The organism is Kocuria sp. GQ42, assembly GCF_059758435.1.
In genome coordinates this window covers 796,189-819,905 of the sequence record NZ_JCAXEN010000001.1, presented here as the reverse complement: position 1 = coordinate 819,905, position 23,717 = coordinate 796,189, and the positions used below count along the sequence as shown (strand labels likewise).

Sequence of the window (23,717 nt, the reverse complement as noted above, 5' to 3'; positions counted from 1 at the left end):
GGTTATGCCCCGGCGATGAAGGTCAGGATCGAGGCTCCACCGGAGATCAGAGCCACGGCCAGGACGATCTTGATGATCCCGGATACTTCTTCAGTGGTCTCTCCACGGCGGGCGTCGAAGGCCATCTTTCCGCCAACCACCAGCAGGCCCAGCACAGCAATGCCCAGGGCGATCCATTTGCCGACACCGACCATGCGGTTCCAGGTGTCGCCGATGCCGGGAGGGGCCAGGGGGCTGGAGTCGGGCAGGTTGGCCGGCAGCGCCAGCACGGTGTCCTGGGTGGCAAGTACGAGGTCGATCATTGGGGGGTCCTCTCGGAGATGAGTTCATCGACTGCCTCACCGAGGGCGGTGAGGACTTTCCTCGGCTCACGGGCCATGGACTCCCAGCCCGTGGCTCCGGTGAGTCGGAGTTCTTCGATCCACGGCACCACCCAGGTGGAGGGGACACCACCGGAAATCACGCGGGTTGCTGCTGCCAGGGGTTTCGGGGTCTTGCCCGGGGTGCCGGCCACGATCACCAACCCCGCGAGCACTACCTCCGGGTGTTGCCCGGAGGCCCAGTCCTGGGCGGCACGTCGAGCTGCTTCCAACCCGCCATGCGTCTGTCGGGCGAGGAGGACAACGACAGGAGACGGTGCCTCTGGGGTGGGAGAAGGCCAACGGTGATGGCATTCGACACCGCCCAGCAGCTCCCGGAAGGTGGTCTCTCCCGCTCCGCCATGGGCGCCTAACCAGTACGGACCAGCAGAGGACGTGGAGAACCGTTCGAGCCGTCGGTCGCCGTCCGGTGCGGAAACCCCCTGCTGGGGCGCCTGCGCCCCACAAAGCACCGGGGGCGGCTCAGGATGGGTCTCCTCCAGGAGCGAGACCGTCTGGGTCCCCGTGCCGGGTGCGACGAACCCCGTCCACCGATTGCCCATCTAGGCTCCTAAGTTGAATCCAATGCACCGAGGTGCATCCCCGTGGGTCACCCACGGAAACGAATTGAACATGTTCAACTATAGGCGGTTTCGAGCTATGGTGTGCAACCGTAAGCAACTTTTTCCCACTCTGATCTACCGGAGCCGCCGTGATCGCCGGAGCGCTCTCCATGACTGAGTCGCTGGACAGACTCTTCAACGGGCTGCCCGAGCGACTCACCGTGGCCCAGCTGACCGAGGTTCTGGGGCTGTCCAGCACCACGGTGACCTACCGGTGGCTGAGGGATGGGCGGGTGCCAGCCATACAGCTGGGCTCGCACTGGATCATCCTCCGGGACGACGTGAAAGAGCACCTGCGTGCTCACTACAACGTCTCTCAGCAGCCCAACCTCGGAGTGGGGGATACCGACTGATACGAAAGGCATCCCCATGGCGCAGGCCCTCGACCGTCCGCGATGCACCGCAACGATCACCGACGACGACACCGTTGAAGTCTCCATCGACGGTGTGGTGACCCCCCTGAACTCGATGGACGACGCCATTGCCCAGCTAACCGAGACCGCGCGTATCTTGGGTCGGCCCGTCAAAGTCGTAGCCATCGACCCGTCTTCGGACAGCGAACTCGAGACCTACCTGGTCGTTGGGCCTGAAGGGGAGGTCTCCACCGACGGGACGGCCACTCCCCTACCTCGGGCCGGGCGTCGAGGCAGCCGTGCGGTCAGCCTCGATGAGCTCGTGCCCGCCGAGTCGGCCCCGGAGCCACTGCTGACCGAGCCCGAAAGTTCCTCTTTTGACGAAGCTCAGCCGATGCCTTCCACCATCGTCACGCCGACTCTCGAGAACGCGTCGCAGCCCCGTCCCATGCAGGCAAAGTCAACGCCCTCCAGCGCCCCGGCGCTGCAACCATCGGACACGACAGTCTGGGACATCGACTCCGCCCCCAGTTTCATCGCCACCGACAGCTCCCTGGCCGACGCACCAGCCACCCACGGCTGGCGCGGAATGCTCAACCGCATCGGGATGCACCTGCCCCCCGGGCCTGGGGAAGTAGCCGAACGAGAAGACCTGGCCGCGGTCTCACGGCACTGGATCGGCTCCCGCACCATCGCGGTCGTCAACCAGAAGGGCGGTGCCAACAAGACCCCCACCGTTGCACTGCTCGCCGCCCAGTTCGCCCGCCACGGCGGGGCCGGCGTGCTCGCCTGGGACAACAACGAAGCCATGGGTTCCCTGGGCTGGCGCACCGACGGCGCCGGCCACGACTCCACCGCACTGGACCTTCTCCACCACGCCAATCACTTCCTCACCGCCGAAGCCAAAGCGGCCGAGCTGGCCGCCTTCGTCCACCACCAAGCCCAGGATGCCTACGACGTCCTGCGCTCCGACGAATCGCCGTCCAATACCCACGAAATCACCGGGGCCGAGGTGGACGCCTTGCACCGGGTCGCCGAGAAGTACTACCGGCTCGTCATCATGGACAGCGGCAACTCCACCCGGGGCGAGAACTGGGCGCACATGATCGCCCACACCGACCAGATCGTCATCGCCACCACCACCGAGTCCGACAAGGCCCAGGGCGGAGTCAACGCCCTCAAAGCCCTGCACGCCGGAGGCCCCCATGCCGGGGAACTGGCCCGCAATGCCGTGGTGGTCATCTCCGAGCTGATGCCCTCGCACAGCACTAAGGCCCACGCCATCGCCCAGGAGTACGCCCCGTTCGTGCGTGAGGTGGCCATCGTCCCCTTCGACCCGCACCTTGTGCAGGGCCGCATTCACCACCGACAACTGCGCCCCGCCACCCGACGGGCCTGGCTGCACGCCGCAGCCCTGGTCTCCCAGAGCTTCTGATGGCCGGACCCCGCCCCCGAACCCTCGGCGGCGCGGCCCTGCTGCTCCTTGGACTGCCGGTGGGCATGACCATGGCTTTGACCATGCTCGTGGCCACCCTGGCCGAGGATGAAGACGCCGCGGGCTTGTCCACCAGCTGCACGGCCACCGCCGTCGGCACCAACGAGAAGGCCAATGTGGTGTCCGTTCCCAACGGCTGGGGGCCGCTCGTGGACGCGGCCGCCAGACAAGCCGGACTGTCGGCCAGTCTGGTCGCCGCGCAACTGGCGCAGGAGTCCGGGTGGAATCCGGACACCACCAGTCCCGTCGGCGCCCAGGGCCTGGCCCAGTTCATGCCCTCGACCTGGAACACCTACGGCCGCGGCGGCAACCCCTTCGATCCCGAAGATGCCATCGCTGCCCTGGGCCGCTACATGGCAGCCCTGAAAAGCCAAGTTCAGCCCATCGCCGGGGACGATCCGGATGAGCTCGTGCGGCTGACCCTGGCCGCCTACAACGCCGGACCCGGTGCGGTGCAGGAGCACCACGGCGTCCCGCCCTACCCGGAGACCCAGCAGTACATCGAGAAAATCCTCGACGGCGCCCAGGGCAATTTCTCCGCCGGCTGCAAGGCTCCTACCGGTGCCAGGGCCTGGGACGGCGACCTCGGTGACGGGCAATGGACGACCCCGCTGCCCGGCGGTGTCTTCACCTCCGGTTACGGCGGCCGCGCCCTGGCCGGTGTCCCGTCCTGGGCCAACCAGCACGTGGGCGTGGACATCGCCACCCCCGGAGCCGGCAACGGCAGCGGCGGAGTCGTCGTTGCCCCCACCAGCCTGCGAATCACCGGGTTCAACGCCGCCGATGGCTGCGTTATCGCCAAAGAGAACGGGTCCGACCCCGACTTCGGCTTCGCGTTCTGTCACCTGCACTCCTGGGACGTGACCAAGGGCCAGAAGCTCAAACGCGGGGACACCATTGGCGTCGAGGGCAACCACGGACGCTTCGGCATGGCCACCCACCTGCACTTTGAGATCTACAAGCCCGGCGCCCCCGACCTCGTCTTCCCCTACCAAGGGCACAACCTCGACCCCGAGCCCATCCTCAAAGAGAAAGGTGCGTGGCCGAGATGATGCGCCATCAACTCAGCCTTGCCGCAGCACTGCTGCTGTGCGCGTTGCCGCTTGCCGCCTGTGACTCGCCCAGCAAGGCCCAGCAAAGTTCCCCAGAAGCCACTGTCTCTACCGTTCCGCCACAGCTGGGCGAGGGAACTTTCGCCACCCCGGACGACGCTGACCGCACCGACGTGGATTCCACTGCCGAGGTCGCCGCCCTGATGCTCCACTTCTGGGACACCGCCACCGATCGCACCGAGACCGCTGCCGCGGTCCGGGCCAAGCCGCTGATGTCCGCCGACTGGGCCGCGCATCAGGTCGAGCCCGAACGCAACGCAGCAGGTGCCCCGTGGCTCGCGGCCGCTGAGCACCAGGGGTACAGCGCACCCACCATCGTCCCCGTCCACGGCGACGTCAATCAGGACGTCGCTCCGGACAAGGCCATCCGCGCCTACACCGTGGAATGGACCTGGAATACCCGTGATGGGGCCACCGTCCACGAAACGGGTCGTCGGCAGGTCACCCTCTACCTCGAGGAGCACGACGGCCAGTGGGAAGTCGTCGGCCATCAGTCCCGCGACATGGGTGACGCCGAGTAGGTAGATGAACGAAGGAGGCCGACCCTGCCGTTGTGGCGGGGCCAGCCTCCTTTACCTACTGTGTGGAGTCGTCCTGAGAGGAACTTTCCTTCTTCTCGATGACGTCCAGGATCGCCTGAAGCCCTTCAGGATCGATCTGACCGAGGGCCCGGGCGGCGAAGTTGCGGACCTCGGCTCGCCGGAGGGCGCGGACCGTGTGGAGTTCTTGCTCAACCTGCTGAGGGAGCGGCCCATCTTCCTGCACGAGGTATCTCGGGTCCACCCCGAACACTTCCCCCAGCGCCCGGAGCAGTTTCTCGTCGGGACGCACCCGGATGTCGGCGGTTTTCAGGTAGTGCCATTTCGTCCGTGAGATGGCCACGCCGCGGTCTTTGAGGCCTTGCTGGATCGTGGTGAAGTCGTAGGGTTGGCCGGCTTCGGTGCGCAGGGTGTCCAGCAGCAGGTTGATCTTGTCGGCCAAGATCTGGGCTGAGCGTTCCCGGTTGGCGTCCCCCACGTGGTTTCTCCTCATGTCACGATCCAGGCGTAGATGCTGCCCAGGAAGGCCAGCCCGTAGATGAAGCCTGAAATCACCTGCGGACCGGTGTGGTCCTGGAGTCGGATGCGGCTCCAGCACACCGCCAGGCCCACCGGAACAAACAGCAGCCCGACAACACCCCAGGATGTTGCCAGGGCAACAATAGTTCCGCCCATCATCATGCCGTGCCCGGAGATCTTCCACCACGGACTCACCACAGCGATCACCAGCCCGGCCAGGAACGTGGCCACGAGCAGCGCCACGATCTCGATCGGTCCCTGCAGCAGGATCGCCGCCGCGAGGTAGCTGAGGACCAGCACCAGCACCCCGGCCATCACCGGTCGGCGGTGCTCCTTCACGCTCACGTGGTGGTCGGTGAGCACCCCTCGGCGCACCAGCATGAGGACCACGGCCAGCGGAACCCCGCACACGATCAGGGCCGCGCTGATTCCCCACCACAGCGAGGCCGCAGATGGGTTCGCCCCCCAGGGCAGCGCGATGAGCAGTGCCGCCAGCAGCACCGGAGGCTGGAAGGCTTCCGTGGCGGTTCTCTCCCAGCGGGGGACGACGATCGAGGTGCTCATGATGTGAGTTCAAATCTCCTCTCGGCGGCCTGAAGGGCGCACCGTTGCTTTTCCGACAGGCCCGCGTTTTCGGCCCGCAGGGCGTCTTCGACGGCAATGACGGCACTGTAGAGAACCTTCTGGGGATCAGCCGACAGAGCGCTGGACCAGCCCGGAGGGCGTCCACCAGGGCTCCACCGGTCCGCGCCGAGTTGGGCCCACACCGGGGCGATCCTCAGGATGTCCATGCGCAGACCCATCTTCAGGCGCCGGCCTTGGGCGTAGAGACCCAGCCACGCCACGGCCAAGCACACCAGCACGGCCCCGGGCAGGAAGACCGGGCCGAACGAGGCCCGCAGGGCCACAGCTACAGCATCCCACGTGCCTGAATACCCGAGGACTGCGTAGCCGGCCTCGAGCGTGCAGCCGAGCACGAGCAGAGAACCTCCCACACCCAGGCCGAGCAGCCCCGGCCACAGCAGGCGGTCGTGCCCATGCTGGCGCAGGGTGAGTCCCCGGAAGGCGACACGGGCAACATCGGCGGCGTTCCAGGCTCCCATCACCATGATGAGCAGCGTGTAGACCAGGGTGCCGCCCTGGGCAAGGTGGTCCGGAATGAACGCTCCCGAGGTCGGGCCCCGGTCGATCGAGAAGAACGCTGCCGTCAGTCCCAGCAGCAAGGCGCTACCTATGGCGGCCTCCCGCAATGTCCGCGACCGGCTCCAGTCCCTGCGTTGCAGGGACTGGACGAGGGCCGCCCGCAGGCACCATACGGCGCTGAGCGCGAGCAGGTTGCGCACCAGATGGAAGATGTTCTCCCCGCCCAGCCACGCATCCACGGTCTGTTCGGGAACCATGACCCCGTTGGCCGAGAAGGCCAGCGCCGCCAACGCCGTGCCCACCCAGACGAAGTCCACTCGGCGTCGCCGAGCCACTCGTGGCAGACGAACGACCACTGCCACGGCGGCGAAGAGGAACGCCACGGCCTTGAGCAGACTCAACACCGCTCCGAGGCTCATCAGAACGCCTCGAGCAGAGGATCCACCTGCTGGGTCAGTCGGGCGGCCAACCTCGTGGCGGCGTTCTCTGCCGCGATCTCCTGGGCCGTCCAGGTCGAGGAACGCCCGAGAAGGGTCTTGATCCGCCGGGAGCCCCCGATGTGGGCGAAGGCGTTGCCCAGCGTCAGCTCGCATCCACCGTGCATGAGGAGGATGTGTCCGTACTCGTGCAGGATCACGTGCCGGCGCAGCAGCTCGCTCTCTCCGGCAGCATGGAAAATCCAGGACCGCTCAGCCTTCTCCAACCACAACCCCGTGACGTCCTGACCCAACCACGCCGGCGTCGGCTCGATGTGGATGGGCTTGCCGTGCCGACGCTGCACCTCCAGATGAAGACCCTCCCAGGTGAGATGGTCCGGCAGCTCAGCCAGCACATCGGAGTCGGAACGGGAAACAGTTCCCCCTAGCCAAGACATGTCCTCCAGGCTACCCGGAACTTGAACATGTTTATGTTGAACATGTTCAACATGTATTAGGGTGGATGCATGCCGCGCGGCACTTTGCGCCCGGCCGTAGATGACTCAGGCCATCGCTGCTCGCCTCGTGTACCGGAGGGATGAAAAATCACCGAGACACACCTGATACCGCTATCGGTAGCAGTGTCGATATGCCATGATCGACCCATGACCGAGTACCAGCAGCCGAAGTTGCAGGGCCACAAGGTGGCCCTGATGGCGCGTGTGTCTCCAGAACAACACCGCGCGGCGATCGAAGCATCGCATCAGGCGGGGCTCAGCATGGCCGAATACATCGGCGCCTTGATCGACCGCGACGCTGGAAGGTCCAACAAGCTCGACAACAGGGAGGAGCCGCGCCTACCGCTGGCTAATTCCGCTTAAACGACTGACGACCCGCCTGGCAGGGCGGGCCGTCGAAGTCATTCGGCTGTCTCAGGTCGCCAAACTCGCGACAGCCGTTCCAACAGCTAACTGAATCGGAACCTGTCATGAATCCAATACCAGGGGACTGTTGTGTCCCCTAGTGTACCTGAGGCGCGTCCGCAAATGGACCCCTCTTCACTCAGTCACGCCGATTTTCGGTCACATTCCGCCCCTGACGCTGCCCTCGAGGCCGCTGGGGAGTTCCCCTCACATCGCCGGCGGGTGCGGGTGGAGCATGAGCGTTCCAAGGCTGTCGTGCTGCGGGCGGTGCCAAAGGGTTGCCAGCTCGCCAAGCACGTCGCCGCCTGGCGCCGGGCCGTCCTGGAGCACCCCAGCCTGGAATTGATCCGTGCCGATGCCCGGGCGAATCTGCTGGCCGTGGTGGAGATCATCTGCCGCCAGCAGGACCCCGCCTCCCGTACCTGGCGCACGACCTGGGACTGGGTGGCCAACAAGATCGACCGTTCCCGCTCCACCGTGGCGCGGGTGATCCGTCATCTGCGCGACTGCGGGCTGCTGGCCGTGGTGGCCACGGGCCGCAGCGCGGGGCGCACCCCGCGCTCCACCGGCCGCACCCAGGGCGAGGCTCCCGTCTACGCGCTCATCCACAACACCGCCCAGCCGGCAGGTGAGCCTGTGGAACTAACTGACACCCCGGTCCCCACGAAGTGGGAGAGTCTTTCCCCGCACGCGCGCGAAGAGGTTTCCCCGAAGGACGCGGCTACGCCGCGACCCAATCGAAAGCGCGCCGCGCAGCGGCGCGAGGTGGTCGCCGCCCTGAGTCGTCGTACAGCCGCACTGTGGCCCCGTCATGCGACGACGGAGCCTTTGATGAGGCGGGTGACCCGTCGGGCGCGGAAGGAGACTCAGCGGGCGGCTGCCCTGGAGCTCCAGCACGAGGCCATCGTCTTGCGCCAGCTCACCACCGCCCACGTCGTGAGCGTGTGCCGCCCGTTCTTCGAGGCCGGGTGGACCATCGCCGACGTGCTCACCGCCCTGGACTGGACCTCTGAGGGCACCCGCTACGGCTTCCTCACCGTGGAGGGCATCGAGAACCCCGGGGCCTGGCTGGCCGCCCGCATGCGCGCATGGACCCACCCGGACGGCACCCCCCTGCGGTCGCGGGACCAGCGCGTCGCCGCCGAGGCCGCCCAGCGCCGCGCGGCAGCACGCGCGGCAGCCGAACGCTACGCGGCCCGCATCGCTGCCTCCGCGGCCGTCCCAACGTCCTCCCCGGAGCCTGGCCCCCGCCGGCCGTTCCGGCAACGCTGGGCCGCACACATCGCCGCCGGCCAGAACCAGGCGGCTGGTGCGCCCGTCTCGGCTCCGTAGCCGGGCCCTTGGCGTGTCCGGCCGGCCCGGAAGAATCCGCACCATCGACACTAGACACACCGTATATTTGTACGAATCTATTAGGTTTGTGGTCTGAGCTTTAGAATATGTGTTCTATCCTGGCGGCATGAGATACCCGGTACCGCTCACCATTGACCGCCCCGCGCTGGTCTCTGCGGTCCTGGTCCGAGTCCCGGCTGGCTTCCCCTCCCCTGCCCAGGACAGCTTCGACGACGGCCGGATCGACCTCAACGAGGTCCTGATCAGAGACGTCACCTCCACCTACCTCTTCCGCGTCACCGGGGACTCCATGGAAGGCATTGGGATCTACCACGGCGACGAAGTCCTCGTGGACCGCTCCCTCACCCCCAAAGACGGCGATGTCGTGATCGCCGTCCTCGACGGGGACTTCACCATCAAGACCCTCCACGTCCACCCCAGCCGGGTCGTGCTGCACCCGGAAAACCCGGCCTACCCCGACGTGGAGGTCCCGTCCCTGTCGGAGCTGGTGGTCTGGGGTGTCGTGGTCTACGGCATCCGCCACATCAACCAGCGGAAGCTGCACTAGGACGGTGTTCTGCGGTGATCGCCCTGGTCGACGTGAACAACTTCTACGCCTCCTGCGAGGCCCTCTTCGAGCCCTCCCTGGCCGGCAAGCCATTGGTGGTGCTCTCCAACAACGACGGCTGTGTCGTCGCCCGCAGCGCTGAGGCCAAAGCGTTGGGGATCAAGATGGGTGACCCCTGGTTCCAGCTGCGCGCCGACGCGAATCGCTGGGGACTGGAAAAGCGGTCCTCCAACTACCAGCTCTACGCCGATCTGTCGGAGCGGGTGATGCTGCTACTGGCCCGCCACGCTCTGGGTCAGGAGGTGTACTCCATCGACGAGTGCTTCCTCCTCCCACCCGAAGGCACCCCGGCCGAACAGGCGCGATGGGCCCGCCGGCTGAAAGCCACCGTGGCCCGCAATGTCGGACTGCCCGTAAGCATCGGGATCGCCAGCTCCAAGACGCGGGCGAAGATCGCCACCGAGACCGCGAAGAAGCTGCCCGCCACCGGTGGGGTGGTCCACTGGGACCAGGCCCCGGACGGGTACTGGGACCGGCTCATGGCGGTCCTGCCCGTCACCGAGGTCTGGGGGATCGCCGGGCGGCTGGCCAAGCGGCTGGAGGCGATGGGGATCGAGACCGTTGCCGACCTGCGTGATGCCGACCCGGTGGTCATCCGGCAGAAGTTCTCCGTGGTGCAGATGCGCACCGTCCTGGAGCTCAACGGGTTCCCCGCCATCCCCGTCGAGGACGAGGTCGCGACCAAGCAGCAGATCCTGGTCTCCCGATCGTTCCCGGACCCTATCTGGGACCCGGAGATCGTCGGGGCCGCGGTGGCCGAGTTCGCCCAACGCGCCTCCCGCCGTCTGCGCAAGGAGGGCGAGGTGGCCGGGCGTCTCACTGTCTTCGCCTCCACTTCCCCGCACCGGCCCGGACCTGCACACCACGTCTCCACCCACGTGCGCCTGGCTGTGCCCACCAACGAGCCCACTCCCCTGGTGGCCGCGGCCCGGGCGGCCCTGGTGCCCAAGCTGATGCATGGCATGTCCTACATGCGCGCCGGCATCCTCTGCACGGACCTCGCTCCCGAGGGGTCCGTGCCGGTTCTGCCGGGGGTGCTCGAGCATCCCGCCCCGATCGGGGAACTGGTCGATGCGGTGAACCGCCGCTTCGGCACCGGCACCCTCGCCCTGGGCCGACTCGGCGCCCACTCCCCCGCCCCCTGGACCAACCGCCAAGCAGACCTCTCCCCGCGCTACACCACCGACTGGAACGAGCTCCGCACCGTCTCCTGAACACGCACTTGTTAGCTGGGCCGCATTAGAACTGACCTACTCCCCCGGCCGATCAAGGCGACAGTCCTCCTTGGGACTGGGTTGGCGGACGATGGCTGCCGCACATTTCCTCGGCCCTGGCGGGCCTCTGAAATGATTGCCGAAGGGAAGCCGCGGGAACCTCCGAGCCCGGACTGGACCGCGATCACTACCAGCACCTTGCTTGCGGTCAAGGTGGCATACAACAGTGGTGGAATAAAAGGATGTTTTGGAATAAATGGACGTGAAAGCTCCGATGGGATGGTGTAGGGGCTATAGCTGTCCAGGGAGAATGCGAGCCTTGGGCGTCCGCTCAGCCCTCTGGGCGCCGGCGACTCAGTCGCTCTGTGGGCACCGGGGTCCACGAGAAGCAGCAGACTGGGGTGAGCCGGCATCCGCGCGCTTCGACGCATGTGTGCCCTGCTGAGGTTTTAGCAGGGTGTGCATGTCGCTGCACGAAGAAGGAGCCCAACATGAAGATCGTCTGCATGATCAAATCCATGGCGGCCCAGGAGGTTGAGGCGGAGGGTGAGGGATACGTTGCCGCCCGCGAGAAGCTGCTCGCTTCCATCCCCGAGGGACTCGAGCCACTCCACGTTTGCAGGGACTCTTAGGCGGCCACCCTTCCATGTGGTGTCCCCGCGGATGCTGACGCCCCTGCCGACTGCTCGTCTGTGGGGACCTTTGTCCGCCTGACCATTCCCAGCCTCTCCTTAAAATCATCCATTCACGCCATTTACTCCATTCATGTAATGGAGTAAATTGATGGCAGAAGTACCGAAGTCAGACCTGTTGGCGAGGATGGCCTCACTACTTCGACATCGCCCACGTGCTCTATCCCCAGAGTGTTCCCGGTGTCGGCACCGCCGGAGTCTTTGCCGTCCTCGAAGACGACGGTGCGGTGGCCGGGCACAGCCTCTACGTCCAGGACCTGCTCTTCCATTGAGCCCAGGAGGGCATCATGACCACCATCACCCTTTACACCCTCCCCGGGTGTGTGGATTGCCAGGCCGCCGGCCAGGCCATGGACCGGAAGGACATCCCCTTCGGCCTGATCAATGTCGCTTCCCTGCCCGCGGCCGCCGACTTCCTCCGCGGCCTGGGCTACCAGGGAGTGCCCGTGACTGTCGTCCGCGACGGCGACGGTACGGTCCAGGACCACTGGCACGGTCTGCGCCCGGACAAGCTCCACGCTCTGGTGCGACAGCGCGCCGAGCTGACCTGACCGATCACCCGCAGGTCCACGGCACCCCGCATGCTCGGTCCCTGCGAAGTCCACCCGCCCCCAGGAGGACGCCATGATCATCCAGCCTGAACACCCAACCAGCAAGCACCGGGCAACCGCCCAAGAGGCGGCCCGCGCCGCCCAGGCGGTCCTGGCCGGGATCGAGATGCTGCGCGCGGCCGCCCAGGCGGCTGCCGTCAGCGAGAAGTTCACCGAGTGGCTCACCCGCCACGCCCAGCGCCTCGAGGTGCTGGCGCGGAAGGCCCAGCACCTCGCGGATGCCGCCACCGAGGCGTGCCTCAACGCCGGCCACCTCGACGGGGAGCACCTGGTGGAGGTCACCGCCACCGCCTGCCGCGCCCGGGACGACCTCTACCGCGTGTACTTCTCCATCACCGCTTGAGACCCGTCGACACACCTCTGCATTCCATTTACTCAACGACTCCATTTACTAAACTGAGGCAAACACTCAAAGGAGGCACCGTATGGACATCCTTGCCACCGTGCTGCAGAAGGGTGGCGTGGGCAAGACCACCACGGCCTACCACCTCATCCGCGCCGCCCAGCGGGCGGACAAGCGCGTGCTCGCCATCGACATGGACCCGCAGGGCAACCTCACCACCGCCCTGACCCCCGAGCGGCTGCCCCTGGATGAGGTCAGCCTGGCCGACGTCATCAATCCCCAGCAGGCGCCGGGGGAGGAGCCCGTCACGCTGGTCGACGTCATCGTGCCGACCATCTGGCCCGGGGTGGACCTGGCCCCCACCGTGGGGCGGGCCCTGGCGATCATCGAGCAAGACCTCACCCAGGCACCCCGCACCGAGGAACGCGCACGGACCCTTCAGCGCGCCCTTCAGGGGGTGGGGGAGCGCTACGATCTGGTCATCATCGACTGCCCGCCGAACCTGGGCATGCTCACCGTCAACGCCCTGGTGGCCGCCCACGGGGCCGTGCTGGTCACCGAGGCCGGCCTGTTCGCCGCCGACGGGGTGGCCCTGATGCGCGACACCATCGGCTCCGTCCAGCAGCACTACAACCCCGACCTCACGATCCGCGGGGTGCTGCTCAACAAGTGGGAGCCGGCGACCCTGGCCGGACGCGAATGGCGACTGACCCTCCAAGAAGCCCTGGGGGAACAGCTGCTGGACCCGCCCATCCCCAAGCGCGCGGTGATCCGCGACGCCATCGAGACCGGCGACGCCCTGGACCGCATCAAGGGCGGCCAGTCCATGGCCGAGCTCTACACCCGTCACCTGGCCCGGATCACCCGCCGCTAAGCCTGGCCGGCACGAAAGGAATAACCCCCACATGAGCACTGCAGGACGCCGCCGGAAATCCACCTTCCTCACCGGCCAAGACGCTGTCGCCCCCTCCATCACCGACACCACCGCCCCCGCCGCACCCGCACCAGCGCCGGAGGCCGCAGCACCCGCCACACCACAGGAGACGGTGCCGGCCCCCGTAGCTGAGCAGCAGAAGGGCGAGCAGAAGAAGGGGAACGCCACGGACACCCGCCGTCGCCTCCAGGTCCAGATGGACATTGACGACCTCGCCGAACTGCGCTCGGCCTACAACCACGTCGCCCAGCGCGGGCAGACCCTCAGCGACTTCGTCGCCGGCATCATCACCGACCGAATCCACCAGTACCGCGACGAGGTCAACAACGGGCGGCCCTTCGGCGGTGCAGGCACCGTGACCCGGGGCCGACCTCCCAAGTACTACTAGGCCGGCGTGGTTCCAGGCCTTACGGGATCAGGCGGGTCAGTAGACTGGTGGCACCCAGATGGACAGAATGCTCCCCACTCCCCCAGCCACGGCACCTCCGCCCACCAGGGCCAGGTCCCGCAGCGCGTCCTTGGCGGATGGCGGAGGGAAATAGGGGTGCGGCGACACCCGCTCCGAGACATTGCCGATCTCCGCGATCAAATCCTCGAGGGCGAACTCGTCATGCTGGGCCAGCCAGTTCGGGAGCATGTCGTGCTGGGCCTGGGCCACCGCCTGGCCGTACTGCCGGGACGCCGGGACGGTGACGAGCAGGCCGTGCATCACGCCGGCCACCGGACCGATGATCGCCAGTGAGTACAAGGCGGTAATAAGCCAGATCATGGTGCTCAACGTACCTGTGACCAGGCAATACGAGTGCGCCGCCGCTAGACTGAGCTGAATCCCCGCACGAGTGACACCAACGCCATGGGTACACCGGCACGCCTTGGTCCAGCCTGCCCGACACTGGGACCCGTGCTCTGCCGAGCGTGCCCGACGAAACTCCTGTAAGACGACGCAGGAGAGCCACGGATCCCTGGAAGAACAGGCGGTGGAAGGCATTCTCTGCCGATACCGGTGCAGGATTGCCTGGCGCGATGTGCCTGAGCAGTTTGGGCCATGGCAGACCGTGTGGAAGCGGCACCGCCGCTACAGCGGTGACGGGACCTGGGACAAGTTCCTGGCCGCGCTGCTGACCGACGCGCAGAAGGTCCAACTGATCGACTGGGCGGTGTCGGTGGACTCCACCGACAACCGGGCCCATCAACACGCCACGAACTTCGCCCGTGACACAGGGGGCGGGATCGAACTACTCGAATCTGCACGAGGAGCCGGCTGACCACGACGTGGGGCGCTGCCGCGGCGGGCTCGCCCCGAAGATCCATTCCCTGGTCAACGGGGCCGGGCGCCCCCTGGTGGTGCTGGCCGGGCCCGGCCAGGCCGGAGACGCCCCGATGTTCGGCCACCTGATGAATCACCTGCGGGTCGCCCGCCACGGGCCCGGACGTCCTCGGACCCGACCGGAACGGCTGCGGGCGGACAAGGCGTACTCCTCCCGAGCGATCCGGGCGAATCTGCGATCCCGTGGCATCACCGCGGTGATACCGGAGAAGGACGACCAAGCCGGGCACCGGGCCCGCCGCGGCTCCCGTGGTGGGTGGCCGCCGTCCTTCGACGCCGAGGACTACAAGGCCCGCAACGTCGTCGAGCGGTCCTTCAACGTCTTCAAGCAGTGGCGAGGCCTCGCCACGCGCTACGACAAACTCGCACTGACCTACCGTGGTGGGGCCGTGCTGCGCGCCATCACCGTCTGGCTCAAGGACATATTGGGAGACATGCCCTAGCCGAGTAGCCTTACACCCCATTTACCCCATTCAGTCAATGGGGTAAATGGGGTGTATCTGTGGGGGTGCCCACGTGGTCCAGCTGGCGGCCCGGTGTCGGATCAGGACGAGTAACCCGTCACCGGCTGCTCACCGTGCGGAGAAACCGCGGTGACGGACTCTGTGCTCGAGCCCTGCCTCGAGGCGTTCCGCTGTGATGTTGCAGCGGTGGCCGGCCAGCATCGGGCCTGCCGTCACGGAGCCCTCGAAAGACCGAATGCAGTCCGGTGGGGGAGTGGGGCCTACTGGGCGGCGTAGTAGGCGTCCTTGACGGACTGGTGGATGCGGCCGCGGTCGGAGACCTCGTAGCCGTTCTCCTTCGCCCAGACCCGGATCTTCGCCGTCTCCGGGTTACCACCAGTGGAGGAACGGGGCCCGGTGGCCCGGGTGGACTTGGACTGGGCCCGCCGGCCAGCGGTTGCGTAGGGGCGCAGGGCCTCCCGCAGCTTCTCCGCGTTAGCAGTGGAGAGGTCAATCTCGTACTGCCGGCCGTCCAGACCGAACTGGACGGTCTCATCAGCAGGACCACCCTCGAGGTCGTCCTCCAAAATGATCTGCACGCTCTGGGCCATCACAACACCTTTCCGTTGGGGTCATCGTTGTTTCGCGGTGGTGCGCCCACGGTCCGGAACACCGGCACCGACCTGTCTTCCCGCAGGTTTTGAAAGAAGCAGAGGAGATAGAGACCGGAGATTGCCGTGAGCGCCTTCGCCGACCGGTCCACCTTATCGGTAAATTCCAGCCTTTGGTCTCGGCAGTAGCGAAAAGGGTCTGAATAGATCTGTCTACTGATAGGCCTAAGAATCACTGTCTTTCCCGGGGTCAGGGAAGCGAGGGTGCCAGTGGGAAGTGTCCAGGTGGGGTCGGCAAGGGATGAATGCGCATGACGTGCGCGGCAGGCCACGCGGATATTGCCACTGCCTACACCCGTAATGGCGGTACGTTGCCCGGTTGCCAATGAACAGCGAGATACTGATGCAGTTGATAAATATCACGCAGCTTCAGCGGCCGGGATGGGATCAGCTACCCAGGGTTTACGTAGCAAAGCGATCGCCACCCCGCCTATGGACAGGATGGCGATCACGTCAGTGGCGGCGGTGCATCGGCGCCACCACCGAGAATCTCCGCGGGGAGATCTGTGCGGTTAGGGGATGACGGTGACGTTCGCAGCCTGGGGGCCCTTGGGGCCGGCCTGGGTCTCGAACTCCACGTGGTCGCCCTCGTTGAGGGAGCGGAACCCGCTGGAGGCGATGGCGGAGAAGTGCGCGAACACGTCCTTGGAGCCGTCGTCGGGGGTGATGAAGCCGAAGCCCTTGTCGGCGTTGAACCACTTGACCACACCAGTAGTCATATCCAGTACCTGCTTCTTTTCTGCGACCTGTCGAGCCTCCCCGAGGTTCGGAGGGGCCGTGCACGTCAGGGACGTACGCTCCCCACCCTGGCAGAAAGTGCTCTTTCCGGACAGCATCCCGGGGCCCTGCCCGGCGGCCATGGCAGAGTAGCGGCGCTGAGAACGTTGGGCGTCCAGGTGCGGATGTCACGGCAAGTGCAGGGCAGTGAGGCCCGCACGGGCTTCGGCGGCGAACAGGATCGCCGCGATCAGCGGTACCCCGTCGTCGTTGCCCAGCAGCAGGTCCGAGTCCATCGCGAGGGATGAGTGCCGGGCGGGGCGGTCGTTGGTGACCCTACGATGAGCCCGGTCGCCCCCGTGGATGCCGGTACGGTGTCCACCCATTCCACCGCGGGGACCTGCACCTCGGGCAGCTCCCACCCAGTGAGCCGTGTCCAGAATTCCGGTCACGCTCCTTGGCCGTGGGACGATCGAGGCTTAGGACTTGTGGATCGAGATCGTGGCTGTCCCGCCCGAGAGACTCCAGTCGCATCCAGGAAAGCTGGTCCGTCAGTGCTGTCAATGCTGTCGGTGGCCGGTGACAGGCTGTGCTCATCGACGTGGTAGCAGTCCCCGAGCTGCAAAGTCGGGGTGGCGAGCCCGATCGTCGATCGTTTCGGAAGTAAATTGGGAGAGGGAGTGTGTGCGTCCGAATGATGAAGAAAGAAGCGAATGCTGTGATCTATTTGGATGCCGCCGCCTCCAGCCCCCTGGCTCCGTCGGCTCGTGCTGCCATGTTGGCTGCCCTCGACGGTCCTCCAGGTAATCCAGGGGCTGCTCACAATTTTGGACGTCACGCCCGTGACATCGTGGCTGCAGCCAGGGAACAGATTGCGAACCTGATGGATGTGGGGCCGGGTTCGGTTCTGTTTACCGCCAGCGCGACTGAGGCGAATAATCTAGCGATAACCGGCCTCCTCTCATCAACAAAACGGAACCGAATAGTGACTATCGCCACGGAGCATCCGTCCGTGCTGCGGACTGTTCATGCCCTCGCTGCTGCTGGCGCAGATGTTCGAGTAGTTCCGGTTGATTCCCATGGACAACCGGTGCTGGAGGTATTGGCAGCAGAAATTGATGAGCACACGGCGCTCGTGTCCGTTCATTCCGCCAATAATGAAACCGGGCTAATGCCTGACCTTGGTGCAGTAGCCGAACTAGCGCACGCCGCCGGTGCGTGGCTGCATACCGACGCGAGTCAACTAATGGCTTGGGGAGACGCCCGCGGAGTCGCCATGTCTGACCTCGTAACAGTCAGCAGTCACAAGATGCACGGCCCGCAGGGAGCCGCGGCGCTCATCGCCTCGCGCCAGGTGCAACGTCAGCTGCAGCCGATGCTATTCGGCGGCGGACAAGAGCGGGGCCTGCGTAGCGGAACCGAGAACGTCGCGGCGCTTGCCGGATTCGGGGCAGCGGCGGACCTTGCCCATGACAGCGGAGCAACGGCGGCAACGGAAGTCGCCGAACTACGTGACCGTCTCCTGGCAGGCATACGGACTGCTGGTGTGCCGCTTCGAGATCACGCCGCCGATGCCGTGCGGTTGCCGAACATTTTGAATGTAGGTTTGCCAATCGGGTTTGAGGGGGATGTGGTGTTGGCGCAGACTCCTTCCGTCGCTGCCTCGACTGGGAGTGCTTGTCACGTGGGCACTCCTGAGCCGAGCCCGGTCCTGCGGGCCATGGGACTTAGTAGCGAGGAGGCTGCGGCGGCGCTGCGGCTCAGCTTGAGCCGATTTACGACGGAGACCGAGGTGGACGAAGCGGTCGTGGCCCTCACCACCACGCTGCGTCGGCTGAGTGCCGTGCTTTGCGGCAACTCTAAAAATGAACAGGAAGAGAGCTTTTCCGCATGAGTGGCGCATTACTCAAGGCCAATGCTCAACCCGCCTTCGCCCGACACGAGACGTTTCATCTCCGCTTCGGTTGGCTGCGTAAGGCGTTCACCGAGGCGGAGAAGGATCGGGCTGTCTTCAGCAATCCGGAGGCGACCGTCCGTCTTGGGGTGGGTAAGAACATGGTTAGCGCCATTCGGTATTGGGCGCAGGCTTACAAGGTGTTGGAAACCGCCGAGAACCGAGAGCGACCGCGCATGCCGCACCTAGTGCCGTCCGAGTTCGGGCGGGCTCTGCTGGCTGATGAGGGTTGGGACCCGTGGCTTGAGGATCCCGCAAGCCTGTGGCTCCTGCACTGGAAGTTGCTCGCTCCGCCCTCGCTGGCGCCGGTGTGGTGGACCGCGTTTCACTTGTTCGCGCCTCAGCAGTTCGAGGAGCACCAGCTCACCAACCATGTCGTCGAGCTGACGGCGTCAACTGGCTGGCCAGCGGTCATGGAGTCCTCGATCAAGAAGGACGTCGACTGCATGCTACGGACGTTCGCCTTTCGCCGCTATGGGCGTCAGACCATGGACGATTTGCTCGATTGCCCGACCCGGCAACTGGGATTGTTGGCCCCGGCAGCCGGTGATACCAAGAGCTGGCGGTTTGTGACTGGCCCGAAGGCGACCCTTCCGCCGCTTATTGTGGCGTACGCCTGCCTGGACTACCTCAATGAGAAGGCAGCCGGTGACCGCACCATTAGCGTTGCGCGACTTACAGGTGACCCCGGCAGTCCGGGACGAGCTTTTAGGTTAACTGAGACGAACCTCTACGACGCGCTACGGGAGGCAGCGGCATCGCTGCCTGGCATCAAGGTGGCCGAGCCCGCTGGGCTTAGGCAACTTGTCCTCGAGGCCCCAGCGGCGGAGCTCGCCGACGCAGCTTTGAACCGTTATTACCCCTCAACGAACAGGTCCGCGGCATGACCGACACGCTAATCGATCAAATCAAGCCTCGTCAGAGTTACCTGCGGGCAGCGAATTTGGAGCTGCATCAGGAGCAGGTGGAGCACTACATTCCGACCGGTCGAGCACTTGAGGTATTGCGCCGGCTGGTGGAGGCCATCGAGGACCCAAGTGCTGGCCGGGCTTGGTCGCTCACCGGCCCGTACGGAGCCGGCAAGAGTTCATTCGCGTTGTTCCTGCGCGCTTTGCTGGGGCCAGCCAGCTTAAGGCGTAGCCAGGCGGAGGCGACGCTGGGGGATGCAGATGCCCCCCTGTTGGCTGGTTTACGTAAAGTCCGAGAGGGCCTCGGCGCGGAGGAGTCGGGCTTCGTGCTGGCGACGACTACCTGCCAGCAGGAACCGCTGATTGACAGCCTGGTGCGTGCGCTGGAGCACGGGGTATCGGGTTACTGGACCGCAGAGCCTGAGGTCGGGGTTGGCGAGGCCGTTGAGGCTGCGCGCGCAGCTCGGTCGGCACGTACGGTGGCGACTGCGGTCAAAAAAATTGCTGCGCATGCGCCGGTATTGCTTATTCTGGACGAGTTCGGCAAGACGCTGGAACACTTCGCGTCGGCAGCCCATGGCGAGCAGGCGGGCGCCGATCTGTTTGCCCTCCAGGAATTAGCGGAACTAGCAACCGGCTCAGGCGCCACGCCTTCGTTCATCTTCACACTGCAGCACCTCGCCTTCGACGACTACGTTCGACAGGCGTCAGCCGCTCAGCGACGCGAGTGGGGCAAGGTCCAGGGGCGGTTCGAGGACGTGCCCTTCCTCGAATCAGCCGAGCAGTCACTGAGATTGGTTGCTGGTGCACTAGAGGACGCGAGCCTTTCGCCGTCTCTGCATAAGCGGCGAGGCACTTGGGCATTGCATGCCTACGAGCGAGCTACCGATGTGGGCGTGGCGAACCATCTACCCGGTGGTGCCGACACGTTGGAGCGTTGCTACCCGCTCCATCCCATTGCGTTATTGGCTCTGCCGGAACTGTGTGCGCAGCTAGGTCAGCACGGTCGGACGTTGTTCACGTTCCTGGCGAGCACGGAAGACCACACGGCACGGGCGTTCCTCGCTCAGACCCCGGTTCCTGATGCCCGGGCTAGTTTGCCGAGCATGCAACTAGCGGAGTTGTATGACTTTTTCGCTGGTCCCGGGCAGGCCATGGCGGCGGGCATTGGGGGCAGTCGCTGGCGGGAAGTTAATGAACGCATCCGCGAAGCGAGCTCTTTGGCGTCTAAGGACGTGGCAGTTCTCAAGACTGTGGGACTGCTGAACTTGATGGGCAACGTGGTGGGGTTGCGCGCGTCTGCGGATCTCATTTCGTACGCCCTGGCTCCCGCGGATGCTTCACCCGATGCCACGTGGCGTGAGCGGCTTAGTGATCTAGAGGCACGGGGGTGGCTAACCTATCGCTCCTTCGCGGATGAGTACCGTTTGTGGCAGGGCAGTGATGTCGACCTCCGCGGTCGTGTCGCGGACGCCCGTGAACAACTGCGGAGCACAAGTGCAGCGGAGCTACTGACGCGGTTGCAGGCAGAACAGCCCCTTATCGCGGGACGGCACAGCCAACGCGTCACGATGCTTCGGTATTTCTCCGTTGCCTACAGCGATGGTGCAGCGCCCCTGCCTGCCTTGGGACACAACGATCCTGCGGATGGACTCCTTGTCTACTTCCTCGGCGCTCCAGAAGGTGCGGCCACTTTGCGGGCCCCAATGGGGGCCCGGCCCACAGTGGTGGCGTGTAGCGCCCAATCCGAGTTAGTCCGAGACGCCGCCGTTGAGGCAGCTTCCGCCCTCGCCGTTTTGGACCAGCAAGAAGTGATGGACGACCGTGTAGCTCGCCGGGAGCTCCAAGACCGGGTAGCGGATGCGCGCAGCCGCTTGAATCAAACCTTCACGGAGACATTCCGGCCAGGCGCCGAAGGGGTGGATTTCTGGCTGCTGAATGAGTCCAAACCTGGCGAGCTACTGCCTCCCACGAACAGCCTGTCACGGCTGCTCTCGGACGTCTGCGACTCCGCATATAACAAGAGCCCCGAAATCAAGAACGAGATGCTGGGACGCCGCGAACTCACCAGCCAGGGCGCCAAGGCGCGGCGCAACCTCATTCAGGCGATGATCGCTCATCGGGATGACCAGCAGCTCGGATTCGAGAATTACGGGCCCGAGCGGTCTATGTATGAGGCCGTGCTGCGCTTTACTGGTGTCCACCGCGAGTATGGGGGGGTTTGGGATTTCAGTCCCCCGAAGGCGGAGAGCAACCTGAGCCGTGTCTGGGGCACCATGTCGCAGTTCGTGGACAGCTCTACGGAGGAGCCGGCCGGCATTGATGAGCTGTATCGACGGCTGGCAGCCCCTCCAATTGGCCTTAAAGACGGACCGATTCCCGTGCTTCTCACGGCCTTCCTGCTGCATCGCGATCAGGAAGTCGCCATCTATGAGGACGGCTCCTATCAGCCCGCATTAACAATCGATCTCATGGAGCGGTTGATCAAGGCACCCCGGCGTTTTGCCCTGAAGTCCTTTAGCACGGCTGGCGCTCGGAACCGACAACTAGCAGCTATCAGCGACGCCACCACAAAGCTGCAGGGTGCCGGAAAGTCCCTCTCAATGAACCTTTTGAGGAACCGGACGGTATTGGCAGTCGCCGCACCACTTCTGCGCCTCGCACGAGGACTGCCTGACTACACCCTGCACACGACCGCCCTAGAACCGAACACCATCGCAGTTCGAGCAGCCTTGCTGGAAGCGCGTGAGCCGGATCGCCTTCTGTTTGAGGGCCTCCCGGCCGCGTGCGGCATAGATCTCAACAACCATACGCGCGCTATCAACGACGCTGATTTGCCGCTCTTCATTAAACGTCTCCAGCGCGCGCTCGACGAACTGCAGGGCGCATACGAAGACCAGCTCCGGAAAATTGGGTCCGCCGTTGCCGCCGAGCTCGAGCAGCCGGACGACCTCGCCAAACTGCGCCCTGCCCTACAACACAGAGCCCAGTCGCTGGAAGAGAAGGTCATCAACCCCAAGTTGCGGACCTTCCTCTTCAACGCCGCCAACGACACCGACAGTGATACGGCATGGCTCAGCTCCATGGGCCTAGCCGTCAGCGATAAGCCGGTTGAACTATGGCGCGACGAGGATCGAACGCGATTCGCCCACAACTTGCGAGAGCTGGTCGCGGCTTTCCGCAGGGTGGAGGCCTTGCACTACGATGCCGAGGCCCGCGATAGCAGCCCCTTCATGGCGCGCCGCATGGCGATTACGACTCCAGAGGGACAGGAAAGTAACCGAGTCGTCTACTACACGCAAGAAATGTTGGACGACCTTCGTCCGTTGGCCGAGGAGTTGCTCCGACAGGCTGAGGAACGGGTGGGACCCCAGGGCAGAGACGGTCTCGCAGCTCTGGTAGCAGACCTGGTGCTTAATACTGCGGATCAGCCATCATTAACTAAGACTGACGTACCGTCCACCAAACAGAGGAAGGCAAATAATGCCTAGCGAAGCCACAAACATTACAAGCGTCACAGTCGATGTGGCGCTGGCTGATGAGGGCGCGCGTCACGTTTTGGGTATTAGTGGCGGGAAGGACAGCGCAGCGCTTGCCATTTACCTTCGCGACCGGGTACCTCAGCTGGAGTACTTCTTCACTGACACTGGCGCCGAGCTTCCGGAAACGTACGAGTACCTTACGCGCCTTGAAGCAGTCCTTGGGAAGCGAATCGTGCGATTGAACGCCGACCGCGATTTTGATCACTGGCTGCAGGTCTATGGCGGCGCCTTGCCGAGTCCGCAGATGCGGTGGTGCACTAAGAATTTGAAAATCAAGCCACTCGAGACGTGGCTCGGGGACGCCAAGACCTACACCTACATCGGCATCCGAGCTGATGAGCGCCGGAGTGGCTACATCAGCACTAAGCCGACGATCAAGCCGGTCTTCCCGTTCAAAGAAGACGGTATTGATAAGGAGCAGGTCTTCCGCATTCTCGATGACGCCGGCGTGGGTCTACCCGAGTATTACGAATGGCGTACGCGCAGCGGGTGCTCTTTCTGCTTCTTCCAGCGAAAATCAGAGTGGATCGGTCTGGCTGAGCGGCACCCCGACCTGTTCGAAGAGGCCATTGCCTACGAGGAGAAGGAAAACTTCCAAGACACCGCGATGCAAGGTCGCCAGTACACGTGGTCCCAGGGCGAGACACTACGTGAGCTACGGGACCGGGCCGACGAGATCAAGGAGAAGCAAGCCGCAGCCATGGCACGGGCTGCCAGCAAACGCGTGAACCTGCCCTTGGTTGACGCATTGGAGGACGTTCTTGACGATGAGGACGACACGCCCCCTTGTGTGGCCTGCCACATCTAGTGGTTCCAGGTAAGTTGCTAACCGAAACCACTGTCAAGCGCTCTGGAAAGACTTAAGTGAGCCAGCAGCTGCAAGAGCTAGTCCACAGGCACCGCGATGCGCCGAGTCCGG

General features: G+C 65.0%; 27 protein-coding genes and 1 pseudogene. 18 read left to right on the top strand and 10 right to left on the bottom strand.

Going from position 1 to position 23,717, the window contains the following annotated elements:
• Positions 1-2: 2 nt before the first annotated feature.
• Entirely contained in the window at positions 3-302 is a 300-nt protein-coding gene (locus AC6CH6_RS03865) for a hypothetical protein (RefSeq protein WP_290468098.1), read from the bottom strand.
• The gene (locus AC6CH6_RS03860) at positions 299-922 is read right to left on the bottom strand and encodes a DUF6668 family protein (protein WP_498254072.1); all 624 of its coding nucleotides are present in this window, start codon (positions 920-922) and stop codon (positions 299-301) included. The genes AC6CH6_RS03865 and AC6CH6_RS03860 overlap by 4 nt, the downstream gene beginning before the upstream one ends.
• Positions 923-1,092: 170 nt before the next feature.
• Between AC6CH6_RS03860 and AC6CH6_RS03855 the strand changes: the two genes are divergently transcribed.
• From AC6CH6_RS03855 to AC6CH6_RS03840, 4 genes are read left to right on the top strand one after another with little or no spacing between them, the layout of a single operon-like run.
• Entirely contained in the window at positions 1,093-1,335 is a 243-nt protein-coding gene (locus AC6CH6_RS03855; protein ID WP_251356605.1) for a helix-turn-helix domain-containing protein, read from the top strand.
• Positions 1,336-1,351: 16 nt separating this feature from the next.
• On the top strand, positions 1,352-2,770 hold the full coding sequence (locus AC6CH6_RS03850; RefSeq protein ID WP_498254071.1) for a MinD/ParA family ATP-binding protein: 1,419 nt from the start codon (positions 1,352-1,354) through the stop codon (positions 2,768-2,770).
• Positions 2,770-3,882, top strand: a complete 1,113-nt coding sequence (locus AC6CH6_RS03845) for a transglycosylase SLT domain-containing protein (RefSeq protein ID WP_498254070.1) — start codon at positions 2,770-2,772, stop codon at positions 3,880-3,882. Before AC6CH6_RS03850 ends, AC6CH6_RS03845 begins: the two co-directional genes overlap by 1 nt.
• The gene (locus tag AC6CH6_RS03840) at positions 3,879-4,463 is read left to right on the top strand and encodes a hypothetical protein (RefSeq protein ID WP_498254355.1); all 585 of its coding nucleotides are present in this window, start codon (positions 3,879-3,881) and stop codon (positions 4,461-4,463) included. Before AC6CH6_RS03845 ends, AC6CH6_RS03840 begins: the two co-directional genes overlap by 4 nt.
• A gap of 55 nt (positions 4,464-4,518) precedes the next feature.
• Here AC6CH6_RS03840 and AC6CH6_RS03835 read toward each other — a convergent pair whose 3' ends face one another.
• Genes AC6CH6_RS03835 through AC6CH6_RS03820 form a run of 4 tightly spaced genes read right to left on the bottom strand, consistent with a single transcriptional unit; the run spans position 4,519 to position 6,975 of the window.
• A complete protein-coding gene (locus AC6CH6_RS03835; protein ID WP_290468094.1) occupies positions 4,519-4,959 on the bottom strand; it encodes a hypothetical protein in 441 nt (146 codons plus the stop codon).
• Positions 4,960-4,970: 11 nt separating this feature from the next.
• Positions 4,971-5,564 (bottom strand): hypothetical protein, encoded by a 594-nt coding sequence (locus tag AC6CH6_RS03830; RefSeq protein ID WP_498254069.1) that lies wholly within the window; start codon positions 5,562-5,564, stop codon positions 4,971-4,973.
• Positions 5,561-6,562 (bottom strand): hypothetical protein, encoded by a 1,002-nt coding sequence (locus tag AC6CH6_RS03825; protein WP_498254068.1) that lies wholly within the window; start codon positions 6,560-6,562, stop codon positions 5,561-5,563. The genes AC6CH6_RS03830 and AC6CH6_RS03825 overlap by 4 nt, the downstream gene beginning before the upstream one ends.
• Positions 6,562-6,975, bottom strand: coding sequence for a hypothetical protein (locus AC6CH6_RS03820; RefSeq protein ID WP_498254067.1), 414 nt, complete (start codon positions 6,973-6,975; stop codon positions 6,562-6,564). The genes AC6CH6_RS03825 and AC6CH6_RS03820 overlap by 1 nt, the downstream gene beginning before the upstream one ends.
• Before the next feature lie 249 nt (positions 6,976-7,224).
• On the opposite strand from AC6CH6_RS03820, the gene AC6CH6_RS03815 reads away from it, so the two are divergent.
• From AC6CH6_RS03815 to AC6CH6_RS03775, 9 genes are all read left to right on the top strand, one after another.
• Positions 7,225-7,440 carry a hypothetical protein gene (locus tag AC6CH6_RS03815; RefSeq protein ID WP_047802221.1) on the top strand — a complete coding sequence of 72 codons (216 nt, stop codon included), beginning with the start codon at positions 7,225-7,227 and terminating at the stop codon, positions 7,438-7,440.
• Between the two features lie 309 nt (positions 7,441-7,749).
• Complete coding sequence (locus AC6CH6_RS03810) at positions 7,750-8,814, top strand: hypothetical protein (RefSeq protein WP_498254066.1); 1,065 nt, start codon at positions 7,750-7,752, stop codon at positions 8,812-8,814.
• Between the two features lie 127 nt (positions 8,815-8,941).
• Positions 8,942-9,382, top strand: a complete 441-nt coding sequence (locus AC6CH6_RS03805) for a LexA family protein (protein WP_498254065.1) — start codon at positions 8,942-8,944, stop codon at positions 9,380-9,382.
• 14 nt (positions 9,383-9,396) lie between these two features.
• A complete protein-coding gene (locus AC6CH6_RS03800) occupies positions 9,397-10,656 on the top strand; it encodes a Y-family DNA polymerase (protein WP_498254064.1) in 1,260 nt (419 codons plus the stop codon).
• Positions 10,657-11,147: 491 nt separating this feature from the next.
• Positions 11,148-11,288, top strand: coding sequence for a hypothetical protein (locus AC6CH6_RS03795; protein WP_498254063.1), 141 nt, complete (start codon positions 11,148-11,150; stop codon positions 11,286-11,288).
• Positions 11,289-11,635: 347 nt separating this feature from the next.
• Positions 11,636-11,899: a glutaredoxin domain-containing protein gene (locus AC6CH6_RS03790; RefSeq protein WP_498254062.1), complete on the top strand. Its 264-nt coding sequence runs from the start codon at positions 11,636-11,638 to the stop codon at positions 11,897-11,899.
• Between the two features lie 73 nt (positions 11,900-11,972).
• The gene (locus tag AC6CH6_RS03785) at positions 11,973-12,302 is read left to right on the top strand and encodes a hypothetical protein (RefSeq protein WP_498254061.1); all 330 of its coding nucleotides are present in this window, start codon (positions 11,973-11,975) and stop codon (positions 12,300-12,302) included.
• A gap of 82 nt (positions 12,303-12,384) precedes the next feature.
• The gene (locus AC6CH6_RS03780) at positions 12,385-13,176 is read left to right on the top strand and encodes a ParA family protein (RefSeq protein ID WP_498254060.1); all 792 of its coding nucleotides are present in this window, start codon (positions 12,385-12,387) and stop codon (positions 13,174-13,176) included.
• 31 nt (positions 13,177-13,207) lie between these two features.
• Positions 13,208-13,624 (top strand): hypothetical protein, encoded by a 417-nt coding sequence (locus AC6CH6_RS03775; protein WP_498254059.1) that lies wholly within the window; start codon positions 13,208-13,210, stop codon positions 13,622-13,624.
• Positions 13,625-13,660: 36 nt separating this feature from the next.
• Here the strand turns inward: AC6CH6_RS03775 and AC6CH6_RS03770 are convergent, their stop codons facing one another.
• Positions 13,661-14,014: a hypothetical protein gene (locus tag AC6CH6_RS03770; protein WP_498254058.1), complete on the bottom strand. Its 354-nt coding sequence runs from the start codon at positions 14,012-14,014 to the stop codon at positions 13,661-13,663.
• Between the two features lie 199 nt (positions 14,015-14,213).
• On the opposite strand from AC6CH6_RS03770, the pseudogene AC6CH6_RS03765 reads away from it, so the two are divergent.
• Positions 14,214-15,006: pseudogene (locus AC6CH6_RS03765) on the top strand (IS5 family transposase); the annotation flags it as partial.
• A gap of 281 nt (positions 15,007-15,287) precedes the next feature.
• On the opposite strand, the gene AC6CH6_RS03760 reads toward AC6CH6_RS03765, so the two are convergent.
• The 3 genes from AC6CH6_RS03760 to AC6CH6_RS03750 all read right to left on the bottom strand — a co-directional run bounded on the left by AC6CH6_RS03760 (position 15,288) and on the right by AC6CH6_RS03750 (position 16,780).
• Complete coding sequence (locus AC6CH6_RS03760; protein ID WP_498254057.1) at positions 15,288-15,617, bottom strand: histone-like nucleoid-structuring protein Lsr2; 330 nt, start codon at positions 15,615-15,617, stop codon at positions 15,288-15,290.
• A 572-nt stretch (positions 15,618-16,189) separates the two neighbouring features.
• On the bottom strand, positions 16,190-16,396 hold the full coding sequence (gene cspE / locus AC6CH6_RS03755; RefSeq protein ID WP_498254056.1) for a transcription antiterminator/RNA stability regulator CspE: 207 nt from the start codon (positions 16,394-16,396) through the stop codon (positions 16,190-16,192).
• A gap of 186 nt (positions 16,397-16,582) precedes the next feature.
• The gene (locus tag AC6CH6_RS03750) at positions 16,583-16,780 is read right to left on the bottom strand and encodes a hypothetical protein (RefSeq protein ID WP_498254055.1); all 198 of its coding nucleotides are present in this window, start codon (positions 16,778-16,780) and stop codon (positions 16,583-16,585) included.
• A 308-nt stretch (positions 16,781-17,088) separates the two neighbouring features.
• Here AC6CH6_RS03750 and AC6CH6_RS03745 point away from each other — a divergent pair, with 308 nt between their 5' ends.
• Genes AC6CH6_RS03745 through AC6CH6_RS03730 form a run of 4 tightly spaced genes read left to right on the top strand, consistent with a single transcriptional unit; the run spans position 17,089 to position 23,606 of the window.
• Positions 17,089-18,288 (top strand): cysteine desulfurase family protein, encoded by a 1,200-nt coding sequence (locus AC6CH6_RS03745; protein WP_498254054.1) that lies wholly within the window; start codon positions 17,089-17,091, stop codon positions 18,286-18,288.
• Positions 18,285-19,235, top strand: a complete 951-nt coding sequence (locus tag AC6CH6_RS03740; protein WP_498254053.1) for a DUF4007 family protein — start codon at positions 18,285-18,287, stop codon at positions 19,233-19,235. The genes AC6CH6_RS03745 and AC6CH6_RS03740 overlap by 4 nt, the downstream gene beginning before the upstream one ends.
• Entirely contained in the window at positions 19,232-22,747 is a 3,516-nt protein-coding gene (locus AC6CH6_RS03735) for a hypothetical protein (RefSeq protein WP_498254052.1), read from the top strand. Before AC6CH6_RS03740 ends, AC6CH6_RS03735 begins: the two co-directional genes overlap by 4 nt.
• Positions 22,740-23,606: a phosphoadenosine phosphosulfate reductase family protein gene (locus tag AC6CH6_RS03730; protein WP_498254051.1), complete on the top strand. Its 867-nt coding sequence runs from the start codon at positions 22,740-22,742 to the stop codon at positions 23,604-23,606. The genes AC6CH6_RS03735 and AC6CH6_RS03730 overlap by 8 nt, the downstream gene beginning before the upstream one ends.
• The last annotated feature ends 111 nt before the right edge of the window (positions 23,607-23,717 follow it).